Source organism: Nonomuraea sp. CA-218870, assembly GCF_050936535.1.
GTDB classification, from domain to species: Bacteria; Actinomycetota; Actinomycetes; order Streptosporangiales; family Streptosporangiaceae; genus Nonomuraea; species Nonomuraea corallina.
Genome location: NZ_JBNJMN010000001.1, coordinates 3,754,921 through 3,775,442, shown reverse-complemented (window position 1 = coordinate 3,775,442; position 20,522 = coordinate 3,754,921). Strand labels below are relative to the sequence as shown.

The 20,522-nt window shown below is 73.5% G+C and carries 22 protein-coding genes; 15 read left to right on the top strand and 7 right to left on the bottom strand.

Annotated features, from left to right (window positions below; genetic code table 11):
* The first annotated feature begins 49 nt into the window (after positions 1 to 49).
* From glk to ACQEUU_RS18245, 3 genes are all read left to right on the top strand, one after another.
* Positions 50 to 1,027 carry a glucokinase gene (gene glk / locus ACQEUU_RS18255; RefSeq protein ID WP_433071883.1) on the top strand — a complete coding sequence of 326 codons (978 nt, stop codon included), beginning with the start codon at positions 50 to 52 and terminating at the stop codon, positions 1,025 to 1,027.
* A gap of 91 nt (positions 1,028 to 1,118) precedes the next feature.
* Complete coding sequence (gene eda, locus ACQEUU_RS18250) at positions 1,119 to 1,730, top strand: bifunctional 4-hydroxy-2-oxoglutarate aldolase/2-dehydro-3-deoxy-phosphogluconate aldolase (protein ID WP_433067426.1); 612 nt, start codon at positions 1,119 to 1,121, stop codon at positions 1,728 to 1,730.
* Positions 1,731 to 1,815: 85 nt separating this feature from the next.
* Positions 1,816 to 2,811: an alpha/beta hydrolase gene (locus ACQEUU_RS18245; RefSeq protein ID WP_433067424.1), complete on the top strand. Its 996-nt coding sequence runs from the start codon at positions 1,816 to 1,818 to the stop codon at positions 2,809 to 2,811.
* 11 nt (positions 2,812 to 2,822) lie between these two features.
* Here ACQEUU_RS18245 and ACQEUU_RS18240 read toward each other — a convergent pair whose 3' ends face one another.
* Complete coding sequence (locus tag ACQEUU_RS18240) at positions 2,823 to 3,038, bottom strand: DUF5708 family protein (protein ID WP_433067421.1); 216 nt, start codon at positions 3,036 to 3,038, stop codon at positions 2,823 to 2,825.
* Between the two features lie 221 nt (positions 3,039 to 3,259).
* Between ACQEUU_RS18240 and ACQEUU_RS18235 the strand changes: the two genes are divergently transcribed.
* Positions 3,260 to 3,478: a hypothetical protein gene (locus ACQEUU_RS18235; RefSeq protein ID WP_433067418.1), complete on the top strand. Its 219-nt coding sequence runs from the start codon at positions 3,260 to 3,262 to the stop codon at positions 3,476 to 3,478.
* A gap of 23 nt (positions 3,479 to 3,501) precedes the next feature.
* Here the strand turns inward: ACQEUU_RS18235 and ACQEUU_RS18230 are convergent, their stop codons facing one another.
* Entirely contained in the window at positions 3,502 to 4,134 is a 633-nt protein-coding gene (locus ACQEUU_RS18230; RefSeq protein ID WP_433067416.1) for a hypothetical protein, read from the bottom strand.
* A gap of 98 nt (positions 4,135 to 4,232) precedes the next feature.
* Here ACQEUU_RS18230 and ACQEUU_RS18225 point away from each other — a divergent pair, with 98 nt between their 5' ends.
* From ACQEUU_RS18225 to ACQEUU_RS18200, 6 genes are all read left to right on the top strand, one after another.
* Positions 4,233 to 4,625, top strand: a complete 393-nt coding sequence (locus tag ACQEUU_RS18225; RefSeq protein WP_433067413.1) for a hypothetical protein — start codon at positions 4,233 to 4,235, stop codon at positions 4,623 to 4,625.
* Between the two features lie 53 nt (positions 4,626 to 4,678).
* Positions 4,679 to 5,857 (top strand): cytochrome P450, encoded by a 1,179-nt coding sequence (locus ACQEUU_RS18220; RefSeq protein ID WP_433067410.1) that lies wholly within the window; start codon positions 4,679 to 4,681, stop codon positions 5,855 to 5,857.
* Complete coding sequence (locus ACQEUU_RS18215) at positions 5,854 to 6,042, top strand: ferredoxin (protein WP_433067408.1); 189 nt, start codon at positions 5,854 to 5,856, stop codon at positions 6,040 to 6,042. The genes ACQEUU_RS18220 and ACQEUU_RS18215 overlap by 4 nt, the downstream gene beginning before the upstream one ends.
* Positions 6,039 to 7,175 carry an NAD(P)/FAD-dependent oxidoreductase gene (locus ACQEUU_RS18210; RefSeq protein WP_433067405.1) on the top strand — a complete coding sequence of 379 codons (1,137 nt, stop codon included), beginning with the start codon at positions 6,039 to 6,041 and terminating at the stop codon, positions 7,173 to 7,175. The genes ACQEUU_RS18215 and ACQEUU_RS18210 overlap by 4 nt, the downstream gene beginning before the upstream one ends.
* An 11-nt stretch (positions 7,176 to 7,186) precedes the next feature.
* Entirely contained in the window at positions 7,187 to 8,113 is a 927-nt protein-coding gene (locus ACQEUU_RS18205; RefSeq protein WP_433067401.1) for a LysR family transcriptional regulator, read from the top strand.
* 63 nt (positions 8,114 to 8,176) lie between these two features.
* Positions 8,177 to 8,740: a RidA family protein gene (locus ACQEUU_RS18200; protein WP_433067398.1), complete on the top strand. Its 564-nt coding sequence runs from the start codon at positions 8,177 to 8,179 to the stop codon at positions 8,738 to 8,740.
* Here ACQEUU_RS18200 and ACQEUU_RS18195 read toward each other — a convergent pair.
* The 3 genes from ACQEUU_RS18195 to ACQEUU_RS18185 all read right to left on the bottom strand — a co-directional run bounded on the left by ACQEUU_RS18195 (position 8,632) and on the right by ACQEUU_RS18185 (position 11,221).
* On the bottom strand, positions 8,632 to 9,705 hold the full coding sequence (locus ACQEUU_RS18195; protein ID WP_433067396.1) for an ABC transporter substrate-binding protein: 1,074 nt from the start codon (positions 9,703 to 9,705) through the stop codon (positions 8,632 to 8,634). The two genes, ACQEUU_RS18200 and ACQEUU_RS18195, sit on opposite strands and share 109 nt — an antisense overlap.
* Entirely contained in the window at positions 9,702 to 10,235 is a 534-nt protein-coding gene (locus ACQEUU_RS18190; protein ID WP_433067393.1) for a SigE family RNA polymerase sigma factor, read from the bottom strand. Before ACQEUU_RS18190 ends, ACQEUU_RS18195 begins: the two co-directional genes overlap by 4 nt.
* 77 nt (positions 10,236 to 10,312) lie before the next feature.
* Entirely contained in the window at positions 10,313 to 11,221 is a 909-nt protein-coding gene (locus ACQEUU_RS18185) for a LysR family transcriptional regulator (protein ID WP_433067390.1), read from the bottom strand.
* 85 nt (positions 11,222 to 11,306) lie between these two features.
* Between ACQEUU_RS18185 and ACQEUU_RS18180 the strand changes: the two genes are divergently transcribed.
* The 5 genes from ACQEUU_RS18180 (at position 11,307) to ACQEUU_RS18160 (ending at position 17,759) form a co-directional block, all read left to right on the top strand.
* Positions 11,307 to 12,167, top strand: a complete 861-nt coding sequence (locus ACQEUU_RS18180) for an FAD binding domain-containing protein (protein WP_433067387.1) — start codon at positions 11,307 to 11,309, stop codon at positions 12,165 to 12,167.
* Between the two features lies 1 nt (position 12,168).
* Positions 12,169 to 12,636: a (2Fe-2S)-binding protein gene (locus ACQEUU_RS18175; RefSeq protein WP_433067384.1), complete on the top strand. Its 468-nt coding sequence runs from the start codon at positions 12,169 to 12,171 to the stop codon at positions 12,634 to 12,636.
* Positions 12,633 to 14,981: an aerobic carbon-monoxide dehydrogenase large subunit gene (locus tag ACQEUU_RS18170; protein ID WP_433067381.1), complete on the top strand. Its 2,349-nt coding sequence runs from the start codon at positions 12,633 to 12,635 to the stop codon at positions 14,979 to 14,981. The genes ACQEUU_RS18175 and ACQEUU_RS18170 overlap by 4 nt, the downstream gene beginning before the upstream one ends.
* Positions 14,978 to 15,754 carry an XdhC family protein gene (locus ACQEUU_RS18165; RefSeq protein ID WP_433067378.1) on the top strand — a complete coding sequence of 259 codons (777 nt, stop codon included), beginning with the start codon at positions 14,978 to 14,980 and terminating at the stop codon, positions 15,752 to 15,754. Before ACQEUU_RS18170 ends, ACQEUU_RS18165 begins: the two co-directional genes overlap by 4 nt.
* 181 nt (positions 15,755 to 15,935) lie before the next feature.
* Positions 15,936 to 17,759: a protein kinase domain-containing protein gene (locus ACQEUU_RS18160; RefSeq protein ID WP_433067375.1), complete on the top strand. Its 1,824-nt coding sequence runs from the start codon at positions 15,936 to 15,938 to the stop codon at positions 17,757 to 17,759.
* Positions 17,760 to 17,873: 114 nt separating this feature from the next.
* Here ACQEUU_RS18160 and ACQEUU_RS18155 read toward each other — a convergent pair whose 3' ends face one another.
* Positions 17,874 to 18,899: a LacI family DNA-binding transcriptional regulator gene (locus tag ACQEUU_RS18155; RefSeq protein ID WP_433067373.1), complete on the bottom strand. Its 1,026-nt coding sequence runs from the start codon at positions 18,897 to 18,899 to the stop codon at positions 17,874 to 17,876.
* Positions 18,896 to 20,362, bottom strand: a complete 1,467-nt coding sequence (locus ACQEUU_RS18150; RefSeq protein ID WP_433067370.1) for a glycoside hydrolase family 13 protein — start codon at positions 20,360 to 20,362, stop codon at positions 18,896 to 18,898. The genes ACQEUU_RS18155 and ACQEUU_RS18150 overlap by 4 nt, the downstream gene beginning before the upstream one ends.
* Positions 20,363 to 20,522 lie beyond the last annotated feature (160 nt).

The window sequence follows — 20,522 nt, the reverse complement described above, 5'->3', positions numbered from 1 at the left end:
CACCCGCACTCCCTCCGAGGGCACGCCCGCCCTTGCGCTTTCGGAGGGCATCTTCACCGGCGGTCCGGACCCGGAGCTGCCTTGGCTGGTCGCCGACATCGGCGGCACGAACGCCCGCTTCGGTCTCGTCACCGCCTCCGGGGCCGCGCCGTCGCACGTGGCGGTGCTGCCGGGGGCCGGGTACGCCACACTCGGGGACGCCGTCAGCGCCTATCTCGCCGAGCACGCGGGCGGAGCGCGGCCCGGCGCGGCGTGCCTGGCCGTGGCCGGGCCCATCGACGGGGACCGCTACCGGCTGACGAACGCGCCGTGGGCCGGGTCGATCCGTGACCTGGACGTGCCGTACGCGAAGCTGCTCAACGACTTCGAGGCGCTGGCCCTGTCGCTGCCGCACCTGGGCGCGGACGAGCTGGTGCCGCTGGGCGGGCCTGAGCCCTCGTACGGGGTGAAGGCGGTGCTCGGCCCCGGCACCGGGCTCGGCGTCGGCGGGCTGGTGCCGACCGATCACGGCTGGGTGCCGCTTCCCGGCGAGGGCGGGCACGTCATCGTGCCCACGGCGGACGACAGGGAGCTGGAGGTCGTGCGCGCGCTCCGGGAGGAGGGCCTGGGTCCGGTGGTGGCCGAGCACGTGCTGTCGGGTCCCGGCCTGGCCCGGTTGTACCGGGCGCTGGCCCGGGTGAACGGCGTCGCGGCGGCGCCCCTGGCGACGTCGGAGATCGTGGCCCGGCTGGACGATCCGCTCTGCGGGGAGACGGTGGAGGTGTTCTGCGGGATGCTGGGGAGCTTCGCCGGGAACGTCGCGCTGACTCTCGGCGCGCGGGGCGGTGTCTACCTGGGCGGAGGGGTGCTGCCCCGTATCGTGGAGCGCGTGTGCGCCAGCAACTTCCGTGCCCGGTTCGCCACCAATCCCGATATGTCCGACTATCTCGCGGGGATCGGCACCGCGCTCATCGTCGCGCCCCAGCCCGCCCTCACCGGCGCCGCCGCCTGGCTGACCCAGCACCTGACACCGGGGACACCCCGATGACCGCCCCGGCCGGCCCACCGCCGGCCCGCCCGGCCGCCCGGCGTGGGAGCCCACGCTCGCGGCCCGTGCTTCGCATACCTGAGGAGTTCCGATGAGCCTGCTCGACCTCGCGCCCGTGATCCCCGTCGTGGTGATCGACGACGTGGAGACCGCCGTGCCGATGGCGCGGGCGCTGGTGGCCGGCGGCCTGCCGGTGATCGAGGTGACGCTCCGTACGGCACCCGCCCTGCGGGCCATCGCCCGGATCGCCGACGAGGTCCCCGGAGCGACGGTGGGCGCGGGCACGGTGCGGCGCTCGGAGGACATCGCGGCCGCCCTAGACGCCGGCGCGTCGTTCCTGGTGTCCCCCGGCACCACGCTGTCCCTGGTGGAGGCGATGGACGCCAGCGGCCTGCCCTACCTGCCGGGCGCCGCCACCGCCTCCGAGGCGATGGCGCTGGCCGAACGGGGCGTCAAGGAGCTGAAGTTCTTCCCGGCCGAGGCCGCGGGCGGCGTCGCGTACCTGAAGTCCCTGCAGGGGCCGCTGCCGGACGTCCGCTTCTGCCCGACGGGCGGCATCCGCCTCGGCACCGCCCCCGACTATCTCGCCCTGCCGAACGTCGGCTGCGTCGGCGGCACCTGGCTCACCCCGGCCGACGCCCTGGCCGCCGGCGACTGGGCGCGCGTCGAGAAGCTCGCCCGGGAGGCCGCCGCCCTGAGGTGACGGTCCGCCGCATGGCGGGCGATGGGCCGGGCATGCCGTGGTTCCGGGCGGCGATCAGCCGCGACGCCCCCGACCGGAAGGCCCCATGAGCATCGACAAGTCACCTGCCCGGCCGGCCGTGCCGGTGCCGTTCGACCCCGAACTCGGCGCGGCCCTGACCGTGATCCAGCAGTACCTGCCCCCGCTCACGTCACTGGACCAGCTCCCGGCGCTGCGGGCGAACCTGAGCCTGATGCCGGTGCCCACTCCCGGACAGCTCAGCCGGGACGGGGCGTTCGACGTGGCGGAGCGCGAGGTGCCCGGTCCGGCCGGAGCGCCGGACGTCACCCTGCTCATCTGCCGCCCCACCGGCGTCACCACCCCGCCGGCGGCCCTCTACACCATCCACGGCGGCGGCATGATCGCCGGGAACCGGCTCGCCGGGCTGGACTGGCTGCTGGACGTGGCGCAGGAGCTGCGGCTGGCGCTCGTGTCGGTCGAGTACCGGCTCGCGCCCGAGCACCCGCACCCGGCCCCGGCGGAGGACTGCTACGCGGGCCTGGTGTGGACCGCCGGGCACGCCGGCGAACTGGGCATCGACCCGGACCGGATCCTGGTGGCCGGGGCCAGCGCGGGCGGCGGGCTCGCGGCGGCCGTGGCGCTGATGGCCCGCGACCGCAACGGCCCGGCCCTGGCGGGGCAGCTGCTGACGTGCCCGATGCTGGACGACCGCAACGACACCCCCTCGGCCGTGCAGATGGCCGGCCTCGGCATCTGGGACCGCACCGCCAACGAGGTCGGCTGGACCGCGCTGCTCGGCGACCGGCGCGGCGGCCCCGACGTCTCCCCCTACGCCGCGCCGGCCCGCGCCACCGACCTGTCCGGGCTGCCCCCGGCGTTCATCGACGTCGGCTCGGCCGAGACCTTCCGCGACGAGGACGTCGCCTACGCCACCCGCATCTGGCAGGCCGGAGGCCAGGCCGAGCTGCACGTGTGGCCGGGCGGTTTCCACGGCTTCGAAGGCATCGTGCCGCACGCCGCGGTCTCCCAGGCCGCCGTGGAGGCCCGGACGCGCTGGCTGCGCCGCGTCCTCAACCCCTGAGCCGCCCGCGCTCACTCCCGGCGGGCCTCGCTCGGTCCGGCCCCGTCGTCGGTCACGACCCGGTACACCCCGTACAGCGCCTCGACCGCGCCGAGCGCCATGAGCACCACGCCGACCTTCGACGGCGTGAAGACGACGATCTCGACGTCCGCCCCGAACAGCCACAGCGCCGTGCCACCGGCCAGGACGGCCAGGCCGGTGATGATCGTCTTGTGGCCGGGGTGCATGGGGACCTCTTTCCGTACGCGTCGCGCCTGCGTCGGCAACGCTAGCCGGGGGACATACGGGACTTCCTCCTCCGAACTGGGGAATCGGCGTACATCCTTCGGCTGACACGCCCGCGGACGGTCAGGAACGAAGAAGCGCCGGCGACCTCGCCGTGCCTAGCGTGGTCGTCATGACGTTCCCGCTCGCCGGAGCGGGAGTCACTCGTCTCACAAGGAGAACCATGAACGGGAACACCTGGGTCCGGCAGGCCCACCGCTGGCTGTCCATGACCTTCACGGTGACCGTCGTCATCACCGTCGTCGCCATCGCCGTCGCGGGGCAGGCGGGGCCGGCCGAGTGGATCTACTACCTGCCGCTCCTCCCCCTCGCCCTGCTCCTGCCCAGCGGCCTGTACCTGTTCGCCCTGCCGTACCTCGCCAAGCGGCGCAGCAGACGGTGAAGGGTCAGGACGCGACCGTGCCGTCAGGTTCCGCACAGGCTCCTGAGGTGGGCGAGGTCCGCGTTGATGTCCGCGATCACCTGCTGGGGATCCCCGCCCGTCATCCCGGTCAGGCGGAAGTTCAGCTCCTGGAACTCGGCTGCCAGCCTGCGGATGGTCGACGCCACCGCTCCTTGGGCGCCGAGGCCCGCGCCCATCAGGTCCTGGTACGCCTGGCGGGCCGCGGCCGCCTGGCCGCCGCGGGTGGTCCCGGCGTTCCGGTTGTAGGTGGCCAGCGCCGTCCCCGTCTCGTCGCAGCCGGCCGGGCGGACCGGTGCCAGCGTCGGGAGGGAGGCCTCGGCCACCGGGGTGGAACTCGGGACCGGCGGCTCGCCGCGTGACTCGGCGGTGCGGGACTCGGGGGCGTCGGACTCGGGGGCGTCGGACTCGGGGACGTCGGACTCGGGCGGCCCGCTGGAGGGCGGCGGGACGGGCCAGGTGGGCTCCGAGTCCGGTGACGACCGCATGACCGAGGGGGTGGGTTCCGGGCCGGGCCGCGGGTCCTGCGGCATCACGTAGGCGACCACCGCGACCACGGCCGCCGCCGCGGTCGCCAGAGCGCTCACCGCCGTCCAGTCCACGCCCGCCTTCGGCCGCGCTGACCGCTTCTCCGCCATGGCCTCATCCTGGCCGAGCCGCCGGGCCGGGTCCAGAAACGCCTCCTGCCGATCTTGATACGTCCGCGAGGAGACTCCGGCGCTCCAGGAAGCGACTCGTGTGCGTGCTCGCCGACTCCCTCTGGCATGAGGTGGCGTACTACCTCGTCGACGACTCCGCCGTGACGGCCGACCCCGGCCTCTGGTCCTACGCCGTGCTGCGCTCGCTGGGCACCACCGCCGAATGGCCGCCGGAACTGAGCATGTCACGGTCGCTGATCGCGCCGGACGAGATACGTAAGCAGTGGTTCTTCGACGACCTGTGGGCCGGCCATCCCGATCTCGCCGCGTCGCTGCTTCTTCAGATCGATCGCCGCGGCGCCCCGGTCTCCGGCCGGGCAGGCGTTCACGTGCACCGACAGCACCCCGGTCGCGTCGGTGCGCCGCGACAGCTCCAGCAGGACCCATGCATCGGATTCATGACGGCCCATGGAAAACATGCGTTTGCCTGATGTGAGCGGGATCGCTTCACTGGGGTGCCAGTGGCCTAACCCGAGGTGAACCCATGACCGACTCGACTCCCGTCTCCGATATCGACCTGTTCGACGACGCGGTCCTCGTCGATCCGTACCCGTCCTACACGGCGCTGCGCGCGCTCGGAGGCGTCGTGCGCCTCCCGGCGAACGACGTGTACGCGCTCACGAGGTACGACGTGATCCGCCGCGCCCTGGGCGACTGGGAGAGCTTCTCCTCCGCCGGGGCCATCGGCTTCAACCCGATGGTCAACGAGGCGCTGACCGGCACGTCCCTCTCCTCGGACCCGCCGGTGCACACCCGGCTGCGGGCGACGTTGACCGCCAACCTGTCGCCGAGGGCGCTGCGCGGGCTCAAGGACGCCATCGACGTCAAGGCGGACGCGCTCGTCGGGAAGCTGGTCGCCGAGGGCTCGTTCGAGGCCATCGACGCGCTGGGCCGCGCGCTCCCGCTGGAGGTCGTCGCGGACCTCATCGGCTTCACCGGCCACGCCCGCGACAACATGCTGCGCTGGGGCCAGGCGGCCATGCAGGTCATCGGGCCGATGAACCGGCGCACGGCGGAGAGCTTCCCGATCGCGGGCGAGTTGTACGCCTGGTGCTCCGAAGTCACCGCCGACGACCTGGCGCCCGGCTCGGTCGGACGCGGGATCTTCGAGGCCGAGGCCCGCGGCGACATCCCGCCGAACACGGCCGGCCACATCATCCACCAGTATCTGGGCGCCGGCGTCGACACGACGATCGCCTCGATCGGCAACCTCGTCGCCCTCTTCGCCGCGCACCCCGGCCAGCTCGCGCTGGTGCGCGAGGACCCGGCGCTGGTGCCGGCCGCGTTCAACGAGGTGCTGCGCTACTGGGCCCCGCTGCACGCCTGGGGCCGCCGCGCGACCCGGGACGTCGAGCTGGACGGCGTGGTCATCCCGGAAGGCGCCAGGGTCGCGATCCTGTTCGGCGCCGGCAACCGGGACGAGCGCCACTACGACGACCCGGACGCGTTCCTGGTCGAGCGGAACCCGGTCGACCACCTGTCGTTCGGCTACGGCCCGCACGGCTGCGCCGGGCAGGGTCTGGCCCGCCTGGAGGGGCACGCGGTCATCAAGGCCCTGGCGCGCCGCGTCGAGCGGCTCGTCGTGGGCGCGGAGGTCCGGGTGCCGAGCAACACCACCCGGAGCATCGAAGAGCTCCCCGTCCTGGAGGTGATCCCCGCATGAAGATCGTTCTTGACCGTCCCCGCTGTGAGGGGCACGGCCTCTGCGAGGAGGCCGCTCCGGAGCTGATGCACCTCGACGACGAGGGCGAGCTCGTCCTCGACCGCGAGGAGATCGGTGACGCCGACCTCTCGGCGGCCAACGCGGCCGTCCGGGTGTGCCCGGTCGCGGCCCTGCGTCTCGCGTGAGCGCGCCGATCAGCCGGGTGGTCGTCGTCGGCAACGGCATCGCCGGCCTCACCGCGGCGCACGAGCTGCGCGAGTGCGGGTTCGACGGGGAGCTGACCGTCGTGGGCGACGAGCCGCATCCGGCCTACAGCCGTCCGGCGCTGTCGAAGGCGCTGCTGCTCGACGGCGTGGACAGGTCGGCGCACGAGCTCGCGCCGGCCACGCACGGCGCCGTCGAACTGCTCGGGGTCCGGGCCCGCGGGCTCGACGCGGAGCGTCGCCTCGTCACGCTCGACGACGGCGTCGTGCTGCCGTACGACCGGCTCGTGATCGCCACCGGGGCCAGGGCGCGGCGGCTGTCCGCGCTGCCCGAGGAGCACACGCTGCGGGGCCTGGACGACGCGCTGGCCCTGCGCGCGCGGCTGGCCGGGCGTCCGTCGGTGGTCGTGGCCGGCGGCGGGCCGCTCGGCATGGAGATCGCCTCGGCGTGCCTGGCGGCGGGGTGCGCGGTCACGCTCGTCTCCCAGGGGGTGCCGCTGGCCGGGCACCTGGGACCGTACCTGGCCGAGGTCTTCGTCAAGGCCGCGCTGGACCGCGGGCTCACCATCGCGGAGACCGGCGCCGGGCGGATCGAGCGGGACGCGGGAGGCGTCCGGGTCGTCCTGGAGGACGGCGCGGTCGTCGAGGCCGAGCTGCTGGTGTCGGCCGCCGGCGACGTCCCCAACACGGAGTGGCTCGCGGGCACCGGCCTCGCCGCGGGCGGGGTCGTCCGGGTCTGCGAACGCGGGCTGGCCCGTCCCGGCGTCGCGGCGGTGGGCGACCTGGCGGTCTTCCCGACGCCGTACGGTCCGCGCCGCGTCCCGCTGTGGAACAGCGCGATCGAGCAGGCGAAGGCGGCCGCGGCCGCTCTCGTGCGCGGGGACGAGGCGCCGCCGCTCCGGTTCCAGCCGTACTTCTGGACCGAGCAGTTCGGGCTGAGCCTCAAGGCCGCGGGCTACCTGCCGGTGCGCGGGGAGCCCGAGTACGTCGAGGGAGAACCGGGCGGGCCCGGCCTGATGCGCTGGTCCCACGAGGACGGCTCGGGCACGGCCGTGGCGCTCAACCATCGCATCCCGATCCCCCGGTTGCGGCGGGTGAGCCGGGCCGCCGCGTAGAGTTCGTCGCGATGAGCGACGAGGACACCGGCGGGGGCGCCGCGGGTTCCGGGCTGGACCGGCTGGCGTCGGTCAACCTCAACCTGCTGGTGCCCCTCCTGGCGATGCTGGAGGAGCGCTCGGTGACCAGGGCCGCCGAGCGGGTCGGCCTGTCCCAGTCGGCGATGAGCCACGCCCTGGGCCGCCTGCGACGCCTGCTCGGCGACGACCTCCTCGTCCGGCAGGGCAACGCCGTGGCGCTGACGCCGCGCGCCGTGCAGCTGATCGCCCCGTTGCGCGCTGCCCTCCAGCAGGCCGCGGACCTGGTCAGCCTGCCCGCGTTCGACCCGGCGACGGACCGCCGGGTCATCACCGTCGCGATGACCACCAGCACGGCCCTCGTCCTCGGCGCGCGGCTCGGGCGGCTCGTGGCGGAGCGGGCGCCGCACGCGACGCTGCGCCTGCGCACGATCACCGTGCCGACCGAGTCCACCTTCACCGAGCACGGCGTGCACGTCGTGCTGATCTCCGAGGCGTTCGCGTCGCCGTTCCCGCGCGAACGCCTGTACGACGACCGCCTGGTGGTGGTGGCCTCGGCGGACACGCCGCCGCAGGCGAGCGCGCTCGACCTGCTGACCACGCAGCCGCACGTCGTCGTGGACGCCGAACGGCGGGTCTTCCCGTATCCGGTGCTCGACGAGCGGGGCGTCCCGTACCGGGTCGGCCTGCGGGTCTCGGACTTCCTGCTCGTCCCGTACCTGGTCGGACGGGCCGGCGGGGTCGCCCTGCTGCGCCACCGGGTCGCCGCCGAGATGCGGACGCTCGTCGGCCTGCGGATCGAGGAGTTCCCGTTCCCGCTGCCGGGGCTGGGCATCGACATGGTCTGGAACCCGCATCTGGGTGACCACCCCTTCATGGCCTGGCTGCGTCAGCTCCTGTTCGACGCGGCCCGGCCGTGAACGGGTCTCGATCAGACGGATCGGCGACTCCCGAAGGCGACGGGCGACTACACGCACGGCACCGTGGTGACCGGTGCCCGGCGCACCGTGTTCGTCAGCGGCCAGGTCCCCTGGGGCGGGCAGGGCCCGCTGCCGGAGGACTTCGACTCCCAGTGCCGGCTGACGTGGCGTAACGTGCTCGCCGTGCCGGCCGAGGCGGGCATGGGGGTGCGCAACCTCGCCAAGGTCACGACCCACCTCTCCGACCGCCGGTATCGCGAGGCCGACAGCCGCGTCCACCAGGAGGTCCTCGGCCACCAGCGGCTGCGGCAGTCCGAGGCCGCGCGCCGCCTTGAGCGTCTCCTGGAAGGGCAGGACGGCGAACCGGACACGTCCGAGATCCGAGTCGGAGAACACCGGGCGCGGTATGCGCCCGAGGCTAGCCGCACCCAGCGCCTGTCGACGGGTTCTGTTCGCATCCGGGCGACCACCCACCCTCCTGTACGACGCGGCACGGCCCGGGTCTCGGGCGTGCCGGATCACCCGCCGACCGCACTGCCGAGGTCCGCCGGGCGTTCCGTGAACCCGTGGGCGTGGGCCAGGTCGGCGACCCGCTTGAGTTCCGCCATGTCGAGTTCGGCCGGATAGGAGCCGAACGTCATGACGGCCGCCTCCTTGGGGGAGGTTTTCGTGTAGGTCGGCATCACCTCACGCACCCGCCGGGGATCGCTCGCGATCAGGTGCTGCGCCTTGGCCAGCGCGCGCTGGAAGGCCGCCAGCGTGCGCGGGTGCTTCCGGACCCACTGGGCGGTGGCCGCCATGCCCGCGGTGTGCAGATCCGTGAACTCCGGAGGGATCGCGTCCGCCACGATCCGCAAGCGCCCGCCCTCGCGCCCCACGGTGACGAACGGCTCTGCCAGCAGGGCGGCGTCGAACTGCCCGGTGCTCAGCGCGCGGAGCATCTCGGGATAGGGCTTCTCCGCCATCACGACGTCCCGCGGCTTCAGGCCGGCCCGCTTCAGCGCGGCTGTCACCGTCAGCTGCCCGAGGCCACCGAGGTTCGGAATCGCGATCTTCTTGCGCTTCAGTTCGCGCACTGTCCTGATCTTCGACTTGGCGCTCACGACGATCGCGAGATCTTCCGGCGCGGACCGGTACAGGCCGGCGACGATCGTGAAGTCCTTGCCCTTCTCGTTCGCCCGGAAGAGGGTGGCGTAGTCGGTGTACGCCAGATCCAGCATGCCGGCTGCGACCTGCGGCGTCGCGGCCGCCGCGCCGGTGACGGCCACCGGCTCCACCGTGAGGCCCTCCTCCTGGAAGTAACCCTCGGACTGGGCCACGTACACGGGCGCCGACTCCACGGTCGGCAGCATCCCGACCTTGATGACCGGCAGCTCCGGCGGGGCGGACGGGCGGGCGGCGGCGCGCGGCTCACCGGGCAGCGCCCGCACCGCGACGGTGACCGCGATCATGGTGATGACGACCACCGCGGCGGCGGCGAGCGCCATGAAGTTGCGCCGCCTGCGCTGATGGACGGCGATCGCCCTGGCGGCCAGGTCGCGCACCGGCATGTCGTCCGCGATGCGGCCGAGCTGTTCTCCGAGCCAGGTCATCTGCGTGCCCCCTCACTTCGGTCCGGGTCGTCCAGAACGGGCAGTCCGGGCGCCAGGTCGGGCGCCAGCGCACGCAGGCGGGCCAGGGCGTGATGCGCCTGGCTCTTCACGGTGCCGACGGAGCATCCCAGCAGGTCGGCGACGTCACGTTCCGTACGGTCCTCGTAGAAGCGCAGGACGAGCACCGCGCGCTGCTTGGGCGTCAGCCGCATGAGCGCCTGGCGCAGGACGATCCGCAGGACGGCTGAGTCCTCCGAGGAGTAGGCGCGCTCGGGCGGCTCGGCGCTCGGCACCTCGCCGGAACCGCGCCGCCGCCGCCACGAGATGTACTGGTTCACCATGGTCCTGCGCGCGTAGGCGTCGAGGTTGTCGATGTGGCGTAACTTCGGCCACCGCCCGATCATGCGGACCAGCACGCTCTGCCAGAGGTCCTCCGCGAGGTGGACCTCTCCGGTGAGCAGGTAGGCCAGGCGCATCAACGGGCGTTGGTGAGCATCCACGAACGCCCGGAAACCGGCATCGCGATCCAACGTCTCTCCTCAGGTCGATATCCTCCAGACGCCGTGGCCGCCGTGGAAGGTTGGCACTCCTGGGGAGGGAGTGACGGTCAGCTCCAGATCGACACGTGGACCGGGGGGCGGAAGCGGGCGCGCGGGATGCCCTCGTCCGGGGAGCGCATCACCTGGGTGGCCGCCGGGGTCGTGAGGAAGTCCAGGAAGGCGTCCGCCGAGGCCGATCGGGTGCCGGGTTCCAGAACGGTCGCGTACCAGGAGACCGGCATGGGGGTGGCCGCCGTCTCCACGGCCACCAGTTCCCCGCGCCGGAGCTGGGAGGCCACGAGGTGGGCGACGGCGGGGGCGACCCCGGCGCCCTCCGCCGCCGCCTTCCAGGCCGCCGTCTGGTTGGCGAAGACGCGTACGTGCGACTCCGGTACGCGCAGCAGCCGCAGCAGCCGGCCGCTGTCGCCGGCCGGGTCGGTGCCGGAGGGTCCGACGAGCCAGTGGTCGCGGGGTCCGTGCGGGGCGGCGACGGCGACGAGGCGGCAGCGCAGGACCGGCCGGCTGACCAGGCCGGGGCCGGTCAGCTGCGGTCCGACGGCGACGTCGGCGAGGCGGCTGGTGAGCAGCAGCGGCATCTCGGCGGTGGCGGCGACGCCGGTGCTGGCGTCCATGGACTTGCGCTGGTTGAACAGGCACACCAGCGGCCCGGCGACGTGCTCGGCCAGGACGCCGTCCAGGACGACGTGCAGCCGGGCGGGGGCGCCGGGCTGGACGGCGGCGACGGCCTCGGCGCCGAGGGCGACCATCTGGGAGGCGATGCCGAGCAGGCGGCGGCCGCCTTCGGTGAGGACCATGCCGTCGGCGGAGCGGGTCAGGAGGGGGTCGCCGAGGTGGCGGCGGAGCTGGGCCAGCGACTGCGAGACGGCCGGCTCGCTGACGCCGAGGGCGCGGGCCGCGGCTTTGACGGAACCGAGGCGGGCCACGAAGACGAAGGCGCCGAGCTGGCTCAGGGTCACCCTTTCTTCATAGATTCCCGGCCCGCATTAAGGAATCCCTTATTTCTGGATTGTCCGGACCAATCGCTGACAGCACTGTGCTGGCATGCAGGTTCCCGCGACGTTCGCGTACGAGAAGGCGGGCAGCGTCCCGCACGCGTTAGAGCTGCTGGACAGGTACGGCCCGGACGCCCGGGTCGTGGCCGGCGGCCACAGCCTGATCCCGATGATGAAGCTGCGCCTGGCGCAGCCCGAGGCGCTGATCGACATCAACGGCCTGACCGAGCTGGCGCGGCTCACGATGGAGGACGGCGAACTGGTCATCGGCTCGATGGTGCGCCACGCCGAGCTGCTGGCCAGCGCCACCGCCACCGGCCTGTTCCCCATCTTCGCGGACGCCGAGCGGGTGATCGCCGACCCGATCGTGCGCAACCGGGGCACGGTGGGCGGCTCGCTCTGCCAGGGCGACCCGTCGGAGGACCTCGCGGCGGTGTTCGCGGCGCTGCGCGCCACGGCCGTCGTCCAGGGCCGGGCGGGCGTCAGGAAGGTCCCGGTCAGGGAGTTCCACGAAGGGCCGTACGAGACCGCGGTCGGTGACGGCGAGCTGCTGATCGCGCTCCGGGTGCCGGTCCTGGACGGGGCGGGGAGCGCGTACGAGAAGGTGGAGCGGCGCGTCGGCGACTGGCCGGTGGCGGCGGCCGGGGCGGTGCTCCAGGTGGACGGCGGGGTGATCGCGGAGGCCGGGATCGGGCTGACCGCGGTGGGCGCCGAGCACTTCTGCGCCCCCGAGGCGGAGGCGCACCTGATCGGGAAGCCGCCGGGGGCGGAGGTGTTCGCCGAGGCCGGCCGGATCGCCGCCGAGCACTGCGACCCGCACTCCGACCAGCGGGGACCCGCCGACTACAAGCGTCACCTGGCCGCCGAGCTGACCCGGCGGGCGCTGACCAGGGCCACGGAGAGGATCTGACATGCGGATCACGGTGACGGTGAACGGGCAGCCGTACGAGCGCGAGGTGGAGCCGCGCCTGCTGCTGACCCACTTCCTGCGCGACGAGCTGGGCCTGACGGGCACCCACTGGGGCTGCGACACCTCCAACTGCGGCGTGTGCACGGTCCAGCTCGACGGGGTGCCGGTCAAGTCGTGCACGGTGCTGGCGGTGATGGCCGACGGGCACGAGGTGACGACCGTCGAGGGGCTGGAGAAGGACGGCGAGCTGGACGCGGTGCAGAAGGGCTTCGTGGAGTGCCATGGCCTGCAGTGCGGGTTCTGCACGCCGGGCATGCTGCTGACGGCGCGGTGGCTGCTGGACCACAAGCCCGACCCGGACGAGGGCGAGATCCGCGAGGCGATCTCCGGCCAGCTCTGCCGGTGCACAGGCTACGAGAACATCGTCCGGTCCATCCGCTGGGCGGCCGAGGCGGAGGCGACGTCATGAGCTTCGGACGCATGCACCGCAAGGAGGACGCCCGGTTCATCCGGGGCCGCGGCACCTATGTCGACGACGTCAAGCTGCCCGGCATGCTGCACGGCGCGATCCTGCGCAGCCCGTACGCGCACGCGCGGATCGTCTCCGTCGACACCTCGGCCGCCGAGGCGCACCCGAAGGTCAGGGCCGTCGTCACCGGCGCCACGCTCGGCGGGCTGAACCTGGCCTGGATGCCCACCCTGTCCAACGACGTGCAGGCGGTGCTCGCCACGGACAAGGTGCGCTTCCAGGGTCAGGAGGTCGCGTTCGTGGTGGCCGAGGACCGCTACGCGGCGCGCGACGCGCTGGAGCTGATCGAGGTCGAGTACGAGCCGCTGGACGCGGTCATCGACGCCAGGACCGCGCTCGACGAGGGCGCCCCGGTCATCAGGGACGACCTGGAGGGCAAGGCCGACAACCACATCTTCGACTGGCAGGCGGGCGACAGGGCCAGGACGGACGAGCTGTTCGAGCGGGCCGAGGTGACGGTCGCGCAGGACATGCTCTACCCGCGCGTGCACCCGGCGCCGCTGGAGACGTGCGGCGCGGTCGCCGACTTCGACAAGGTGACCGGCAAGCTGACCGTGTGGTGCGGGACACAGGCGCCGCACGCGCACCGGACGCTGTACGCGATGGTGGCGGGCCTGCCGGAGCACAAGATCAGGGTGATCTCCCCGGACATCGGCGGCGGGTTCGGCGGCAAGGTCGGCATCTACCCCGGGTACGTGTGCGCGATCGTCGGCTCGATCGTCACCGGCCGCCCGGTCAAGTGGATGGAGGACCGCTCGGAGAACCTGATGAGCACCTCCTTCGCCCGCGACTACCACATGCGCGGCGAGATCGCCGCCGACCGGGACGGCCGGATCAAGGCGATCCGGGTGAAGGTGCTGGCCGACCACGGCGCGTTCAACGGCACCGCCCAGCCGACCAAGTTCCCCGCCGGGTTCTTCCACGTCTTCACCGGCTCGTACGACCTCGAAGCCGCGCACTGCGAGGTCACCGGCGTCTACACGAACAAGGCACCCGGAGGCGTCGCCTACGCGTGCTCGTTCCGCATCACGGAGGCCGTCTACCTGGTGGAACGCCTGATGGACGTGCTCGCGGCCGAGCTGGGCGTGGACCCGGCCGAGCTGCGCATGCGCAACCTGCTCGAACCCGACCAGTTCCCCTACACCTCACCCACCGGCTGGGAGTACGACTCGGGCGACTACCCCAAGGCGCTGCGGCTGGCGCTGGACATGGCCGGCTACGACGAGCTGCGCGCCGAGCAGGCCGCCAAGCGGGCCAGGGGCGAGCTGATGGGCATCGGGATCAGCTTCTTCACCGAGGCCGTCGGCGCGGGGCCGCGCAAGCACATGGACATCCTCGGCCTCGGCATGGCCGACGGGGCCGAGCTGCGCGTGCACCCGACCGGCAAGGCGGTGCTGCGGGTGTCGTGCCAGTCGCAGGGCCAGGGGCACGAGACCACGTTCGCCCAGATCGTCGGGCAGGAGCTGGGCATCCCCGCCGACGACGTGGAGGTGGTGCACGGCGACACCGACCAGACGCCGTTCGGGCTCGGCACGTACGGGTCGCGCTCGACGCCGGTGTCGGGCGCGGCGACCGCCGTCGTGGCCAGGAAGGTGCGCGACCGGGCCAAGCTGGTCGCCGCGGCCATGCTGGAGGCCAGCCCGGACGACCTGGAGTGGCAGGAGGGCAGGTGGTCGGTGGTCGGCGACCCGTCGACCGGCAAGTCACTGGCGGAGATCGCGCTGGCCGCGCACTCCAACCTGGAGCTCCCCGAGGGCGTCGAGGGGCACCTGGACGCGGTGACCGTCTACAACCCGCCGAACCTCACCTACCCGTTCGGCGCCTACATCTGCGTGGTCGACGTGGACCCCGGCACCGGGCAGGTCAAGGTGCGCCGGTTCGTGGCCGTGGACGACTGCGGGGTCCGCATCAACCCGATGATCGTCGAAGGGCAGGTGCACGGCGGCCTGGCCGACGGGGTAGGCATGGCGCTCATGCAGGTGATGGCCTTCGACGAGGACGGCAACCATCTGGGCGCGTCCTTCATGGACTACCTGCTGCCCACCTCGATGGAGTGCCCGTCGTGGGAGCTGGGCGAGACGGTCAGCCCGTCGCCGTTCCACCCCATCGGGGCCAAGGGCGTCGGCGAGTCGGCCACCGTCGGCTCCCCCGCCGCCGTGGTCAACGCCGTGGTGGACGCGCTCGCGCCGTACGGGATCCGGCACGCGGACATGCCGCTGACCCCGGCGAACGTGTGGCGGACCATCGAAGGGCGGCCGTTCCGGACGGACCTGGCGATCCCGTGAGCGAGTTCATCGGCATGCCGGCGCCCCGCCCCCGTGCTCGGGCGGGCGGGGCGCCGGTCCCGCCGCGTGACGTGCGCGAGCGGGCCGCCGAGCTGCGGTCGGGACGGGAGCCGTACGTGCTGGCCACGGTCGTGCGCGCGCAGCGGCCGACCAGCGCGAAGGCCGGCGACCGGGCGCTGGTGCTGGCCGACGGGACCGTGGAGGGGTTCGTCGGCGGGCACTGCGCCCTCGACACGGTACGGACGCACGGGCTGAAGCTGCTGGAGCCGCGGCGCGCCGGACAGTCGACGCTGCTGCGCATCACGCCCGAGGAGGGCGAGCCGCGCGAGGAGGAAGGGCTGGTCGCCGTCGGCCAGCCGTGCCTGTCCGGCGGCACGCTGGAGATCTTCCTGGAGGCGGTGCTGCCGCCGGTGCTGGTGCACGTGTACGGCGACGGCCCGATCGCGCGGGCGTTCGCCGAGGTGGGGCGGGCGCTCGGCTACCAGGTGGAGGCGTCGGCCGACCCGTGGGCCCCGATCGCCGCGGACACCGCCGCGGTGCTGGTCGCCTCGCACGGGGTGTCCGAGGAGCCGGTGCTGCGGGCGGCACTGGCCGCGGGCGTCCCGTACGTCGGGCTCATCTCCTCCCGGCGGAGGGGGGCCGGCGTGCTGGCCGCGGTGGACGGCGGCGAACGGGTGCGGGTGCCGGCCGGGCTGGACATCGGCGCGCGGACGCCGGGAGAGGTGGCCGTGTCGGTCCACGCGGAGATCATCCAACTCGGTCTCCGGCCCTAGCGAGGCCGCCGCCTGGCCAGCGGGCAGGCCCTTCCTCCGTTAGAGTCTGGGATGCAGAACGGCACGCCGGGCGGAGGAAACGGTCGGTTTGCGTCGACGGGATGACGACGGCGAGAGGACAGCGACGTTGGGCCAGCAAGGTCGCTCCGCCGGCACTTCGCTGACGCCGGAGGATCCGCCCGTGATCGGGCCGTACGAGCTGCTCAGCAGGCTCGGCTCCGGCGGCATGGGCACCGTCTACCTGGCCAAGGGGCCGGACGGCGCGACGGTGGCGCTCAAGGCGATCCGCCGGGACTTCACCGCCGACCCCGTCTACCGGGCGCGCTTCCACGAGGAGGTGTCCAACGCCCGCAAGGTCGCCTCCTTCTGCACGGCCCGGGTGCTCGACCACGGTGAGCACGACGGGATCCTCTACCTCGTCACCGAGTACATCGACGGCGTCTCGCTGGAGAACCACCTCATCGAGCACGGCCGGCTGTCGCCGTCGATGCTCCACTCGGCCGCCGTCGGGGTGGCCGCCGCGCTGACCGCCATCCACGCGGCCGGGCTGGTCCACCGCGACCTCAAACCGGCCAACGTGATGCTGACCCTGGCCGGGCCCCGGGTGATCGACTTCGGGCTGGCCAGGTCGACGCATGACGACTCGCGCCACACGAACGCCGGCATGGTCATGGGCACGCCGGGATGGATCGCTCCCGAGCAGGTCTTCCAGGGCCGCACCAGCCCGGCGGGCGACGTGTTCGCCTGGGGGTCGCTGATCGCGTACGCGGGGCTCGGCGGGCATCCGTTCGGCGAGGGCGACGCCTACGTGATGGCGGCCAGGGCCCGCACCGCCCCGCCCGACCTGCGCGGGCTGCCCGCGCCGCTCGACCGGCTGGTGGCCGCGGCCATCCACCCCGATCCGGCGCGGCGGCCGACGGCCAAGCAGCTGCTGCTGGAGCTGGTGAGCGCCACCGACGAGCCCGCCGCCCAGCTCGCGGCCTCCCGTCATCTCACGGACTCGTGGAACCCCGCCGAGTTCCCCCCGCTGGCCCACCGGCCCGGCCCGCATCCGCACCAGGCCCCGCCGGCCTCGGGCGGTCCCGGGGCGGCGCGTCCCCGGGCCGTGCCCGGCTCGTCCCGGCAGGCACCGCCCGGCCCGGCCCCCGTCCCGCAGGGAGTCGCGGGCCAGATGCCTCCTGGGGGTCACGGACCGCTACCCGCCGCCCCCCAGGGGCCTCCAGTGGATCACGGACCGCTGCCCGCCGTCCCCCACGGAGCTCCGGGCGGCCAGGGCGCTCCCCCACCCGCCGACACCTCCGGCCGCTTCCCCATGCCCGGCGCGCGGCAGGCCCCGCCGCCTCAGGCCGGGCAGGGGCCGGGCGGTCCGCCTCCCGCCGACTACCCCGGCCGGCAGCAGGCGCCGGAGACGTCGGGCACCTTCGCGCGGCCCCACCAGACCCCGCCCGCCGAGACCTCCGGCGGCGTGCCCAGGCCCCACCACGCACCACCCGCCGAGACCTCCGGCGGCGTACGGCGGCCCGGACCCCACGGACCGCACCACGCGCCGCCCGCGGAGCCCTCCGGCAACGCGCCCCGGCCAGGTCCTCGCGGGCCGCACCAGGGCGCGGAACCCTCTGGGAGCGCGCCCAGACCTCCCGGACCCCACCACGCGCCGCCCGCCGAGACCTCCGGGGGTGTGCGGCGGCCCCGGGCGTCCGGGCCCATGCCGCCCGCCGAGACGTCCGGCCGCTTCGCGCGGCCGCGCGCGGCCGTCCGGCCGCCGCACCTGACCGGGCAGGGCCCGCTGCCGCCGCGCACGCGGGCCGCCAAGCGGGGCCGGGGCGTGTTCACCGGCTGCCTGGTCGCCGGGGTGGTCCTGCTGATGCTGCTCGCGCTGCTGGTCGCCGGACTGCTGTGGCGGATCAACCGGTCGCCGGACGGTGAGGCGGGCCCGGTGCAGGGCAAGCTGACCCTCACGGTCAGCGCCGAGCGGGCCGGAGCACCCGGGACGCGTCCGGCCTGAGCCCCGTCGGCCGGGACTTCTCAGATGAGGATGGAGCCGGACCGTGCCGAGGTGGCCGGGCGCGGGAGGAGCCTCTCCGGCGACGGGCGACGCGCAGGCGCCCGGCACGCCGCCTTACCTGCTGACCAGCGGCCCTGAGCCGGTGGAGCCGCGGACCACCAGCTCGGGCTGGAAGATGAGCTCGACGTGTCTGGCGGGCGTGCCGCCGATCTCCTCCAGGAGCGTCTGCACGGCGGCGGTGGCCATCGGCCCGATCGGCTTGCGCACGGTCGTCAGCGGCGGGTCGGTGAAGGCGATGAGCGGCGAGTCGTCGAACCCGACCACCGACACCTCGCCGGGCACGGCGAGCCCGCGCTGGCGGCAGGCGCGGATCGCGCCCAGGGCCATCAGGTCGCTGGCGCAGACGATGCCGGTGCAGCCGCGGTCGAGCAGCTGCGAGGCCGCGGCCTGGCCGCCCTCGACGGAGAACAGCGAGTGGGTGATGAGGTCGTCCACGTCGCCGGCGCCGAGCAGGCTGCTCATGGCCTGCCGGTAGCCCTCGATCTTGCGGATGACGGGCACGAACCGGCGCGGCCCGAGCGCCAGCCCGATGCGCTGGTGGCCGAGGTCGGCCAGGTGCTGCACGCCCAGGCGGGCGGCCATGCGGTCGTCGGCGGAGATGAACGGGGCGTCGATGTGCTCGCTGTAGCCGTCGACCAGCACGATGGGCAGGCCCCGGTCGATGAGCCGGGTGTAGCGGTCCATCCGGGCGGTGGTGTCGGCGTGCAGGCCGGACACGAACACGATGCCGTTGACCCCCCGGTCGACCAGCTGCTCGGTGAACTCGTCCTCGGGGGCGCCGCCGGGCATCTGGGTGCAGAGCACGGGCGTGTAGCCGTGCTGGGTCAGCGCCTTCTCGATGGCCTGCGCGAACGCGGGGAAGATCGGGTTGTCCAGCTCGGGGGTGACCAGCCCGATGAGGCCGTTGCTGCGCTGGCGCAGCCGCGACGGCCGCTCGTACCCCATGAGGTCGAGGGCGGCCATCACCGCCTGGCGGGTGGTCGAGGAGACGCCCGGCTTGCCGTTGAGCACGCGGCTGACCGTGGCCTCGCTCACCCCTGCCTGGGCGGCGATGTCGGCAAGGCGGGCGGAGCCGTTCATGCCGGATACTTTACTTTCCACCAGGCGGCCGAATCGGGCGAGCCGGGCGCGTCCGAGGCCAGCAGCAGGTCGCCGTCGACGTCGAAGCCGACCGGCGCCCCGGTCAGGTTGACCGTGCACAGCAGGTCACCCCGCGACAGGACGAGCGTCCCGTCCGGGGAGTCGTGCCAGACCAGGTCTCCGGTGAAGGAGCGGCGCAGCCGGAGCGCCTCGCGGTAGAGCTCCAGGGTGGAGCCGGGCACGCCCTCCTGGGCCTGCACGCTGAGCCGCGACCACGCGGCGGGGATGGGCAGCCACGGGTCGGTCCAGCCGAGGTCGCGGGTCCAGGGCAGCGGCACCCGGCAGCCGTCGCGGCCGCTGTCGGGGTCGCGCAGCCGCTGCGGGTCGCGCAGCACCTCTTCCGGCAGGTCGAGCACCTCGGGCAGGCCCAGCTCGTCGCCCTGGTAGATGTAGGCGGAGCCGGGCAGCGCGAGGGTGAGCAGGGCGGCGGCGCGGGCCCTGGCCAGGCTGCCGTAGCGGGTGACGTGCCGCTTGACGTCGTGGTTCGACAGCACCCACGTGGTGGGCGCGCCGACCGAGCCCGCGGTGGCCAGCGAGCTGTCGATCACCTCGCGCAGCGCCTCCGCCTGCCACGGGGCGAACAGGTAGGCGAAGTTGAACGCCTGATGGAGCTCGTCGGGCCGGACGTAGAGGGCCAGCCGCTCGGGGGTGGGCGCCCAGGCCTCGGCCACGCCGATCCGCTCCCCCGGGTACGAGTCGAGGACGCGCCGCCACGCCCGGTGGATCTCGTGCACGCCGTCGTTGTCGAAGTACGGCACCACGTCGTTGCCGATGAGCCGGGTCTGCCCCGAGTGGCCGATGTCGGGCAGGCCGGCCGGCTTGACCATGCCGTGCGCCACGTCGATCCGGAAGCCGTCGACGCCCAGGTCGAGCCAGAAGCGCAGGATCGACTCGAACTCGGCCCGCACCTCGGGGTGCTCCCAGTTGAGGTCGGGCTGGCCGGGGTCGAACAGGTGGAGGTACCACTGCCCGTCGGCGGTCCTGGTCCAGGCCGGTCCACCGAAGATCGACTCCCAGTCGTTGGGCCGGTCGCGGAAGATGTAGCGGTCGCGGTTCACGCCGCGCAGCGCCTCCTGGAACCAGGGGTGCTGGTCGGAGGTGTGGTTGGGCACGATGTCCAGGATCACGCGCAGGCCGAGCCCGTGCGCCTCGTCGATCAGCGCCTTGGCGTCGCCGAGCGTGCCGAAGAGCGGGTCGACGTCGCGGTAGTCGGCGACGTCGTACCCGAAGTCGGCCATCGGCGACGGGTAGAACGGCGTCAGCCAGATCGCGTCCACGCCGAGCCCGGCGAGGTAGGGCAGCCGATCACGGACGCCGATCAGGTCGCCGATCCCGTCGCCGTCGCCGTCGGCGAAGCTGCGCACGTACACCTGGTAGATCGCGGCGTCTCTCCACCACGTCATAGGTCACCCCCGGAAAGTCTCGACCATTGAAAGGCTTTGCCGCAAGCTTGCGCAAGTCCTTCCATGCGTCACATTCCGGAAATAAGCCCGCACAGCCCACCAAAAACCCCGTCCGAAACCGCTGCCTGCTGGAACTTTTATGTCAAGGGTGGACATGTGG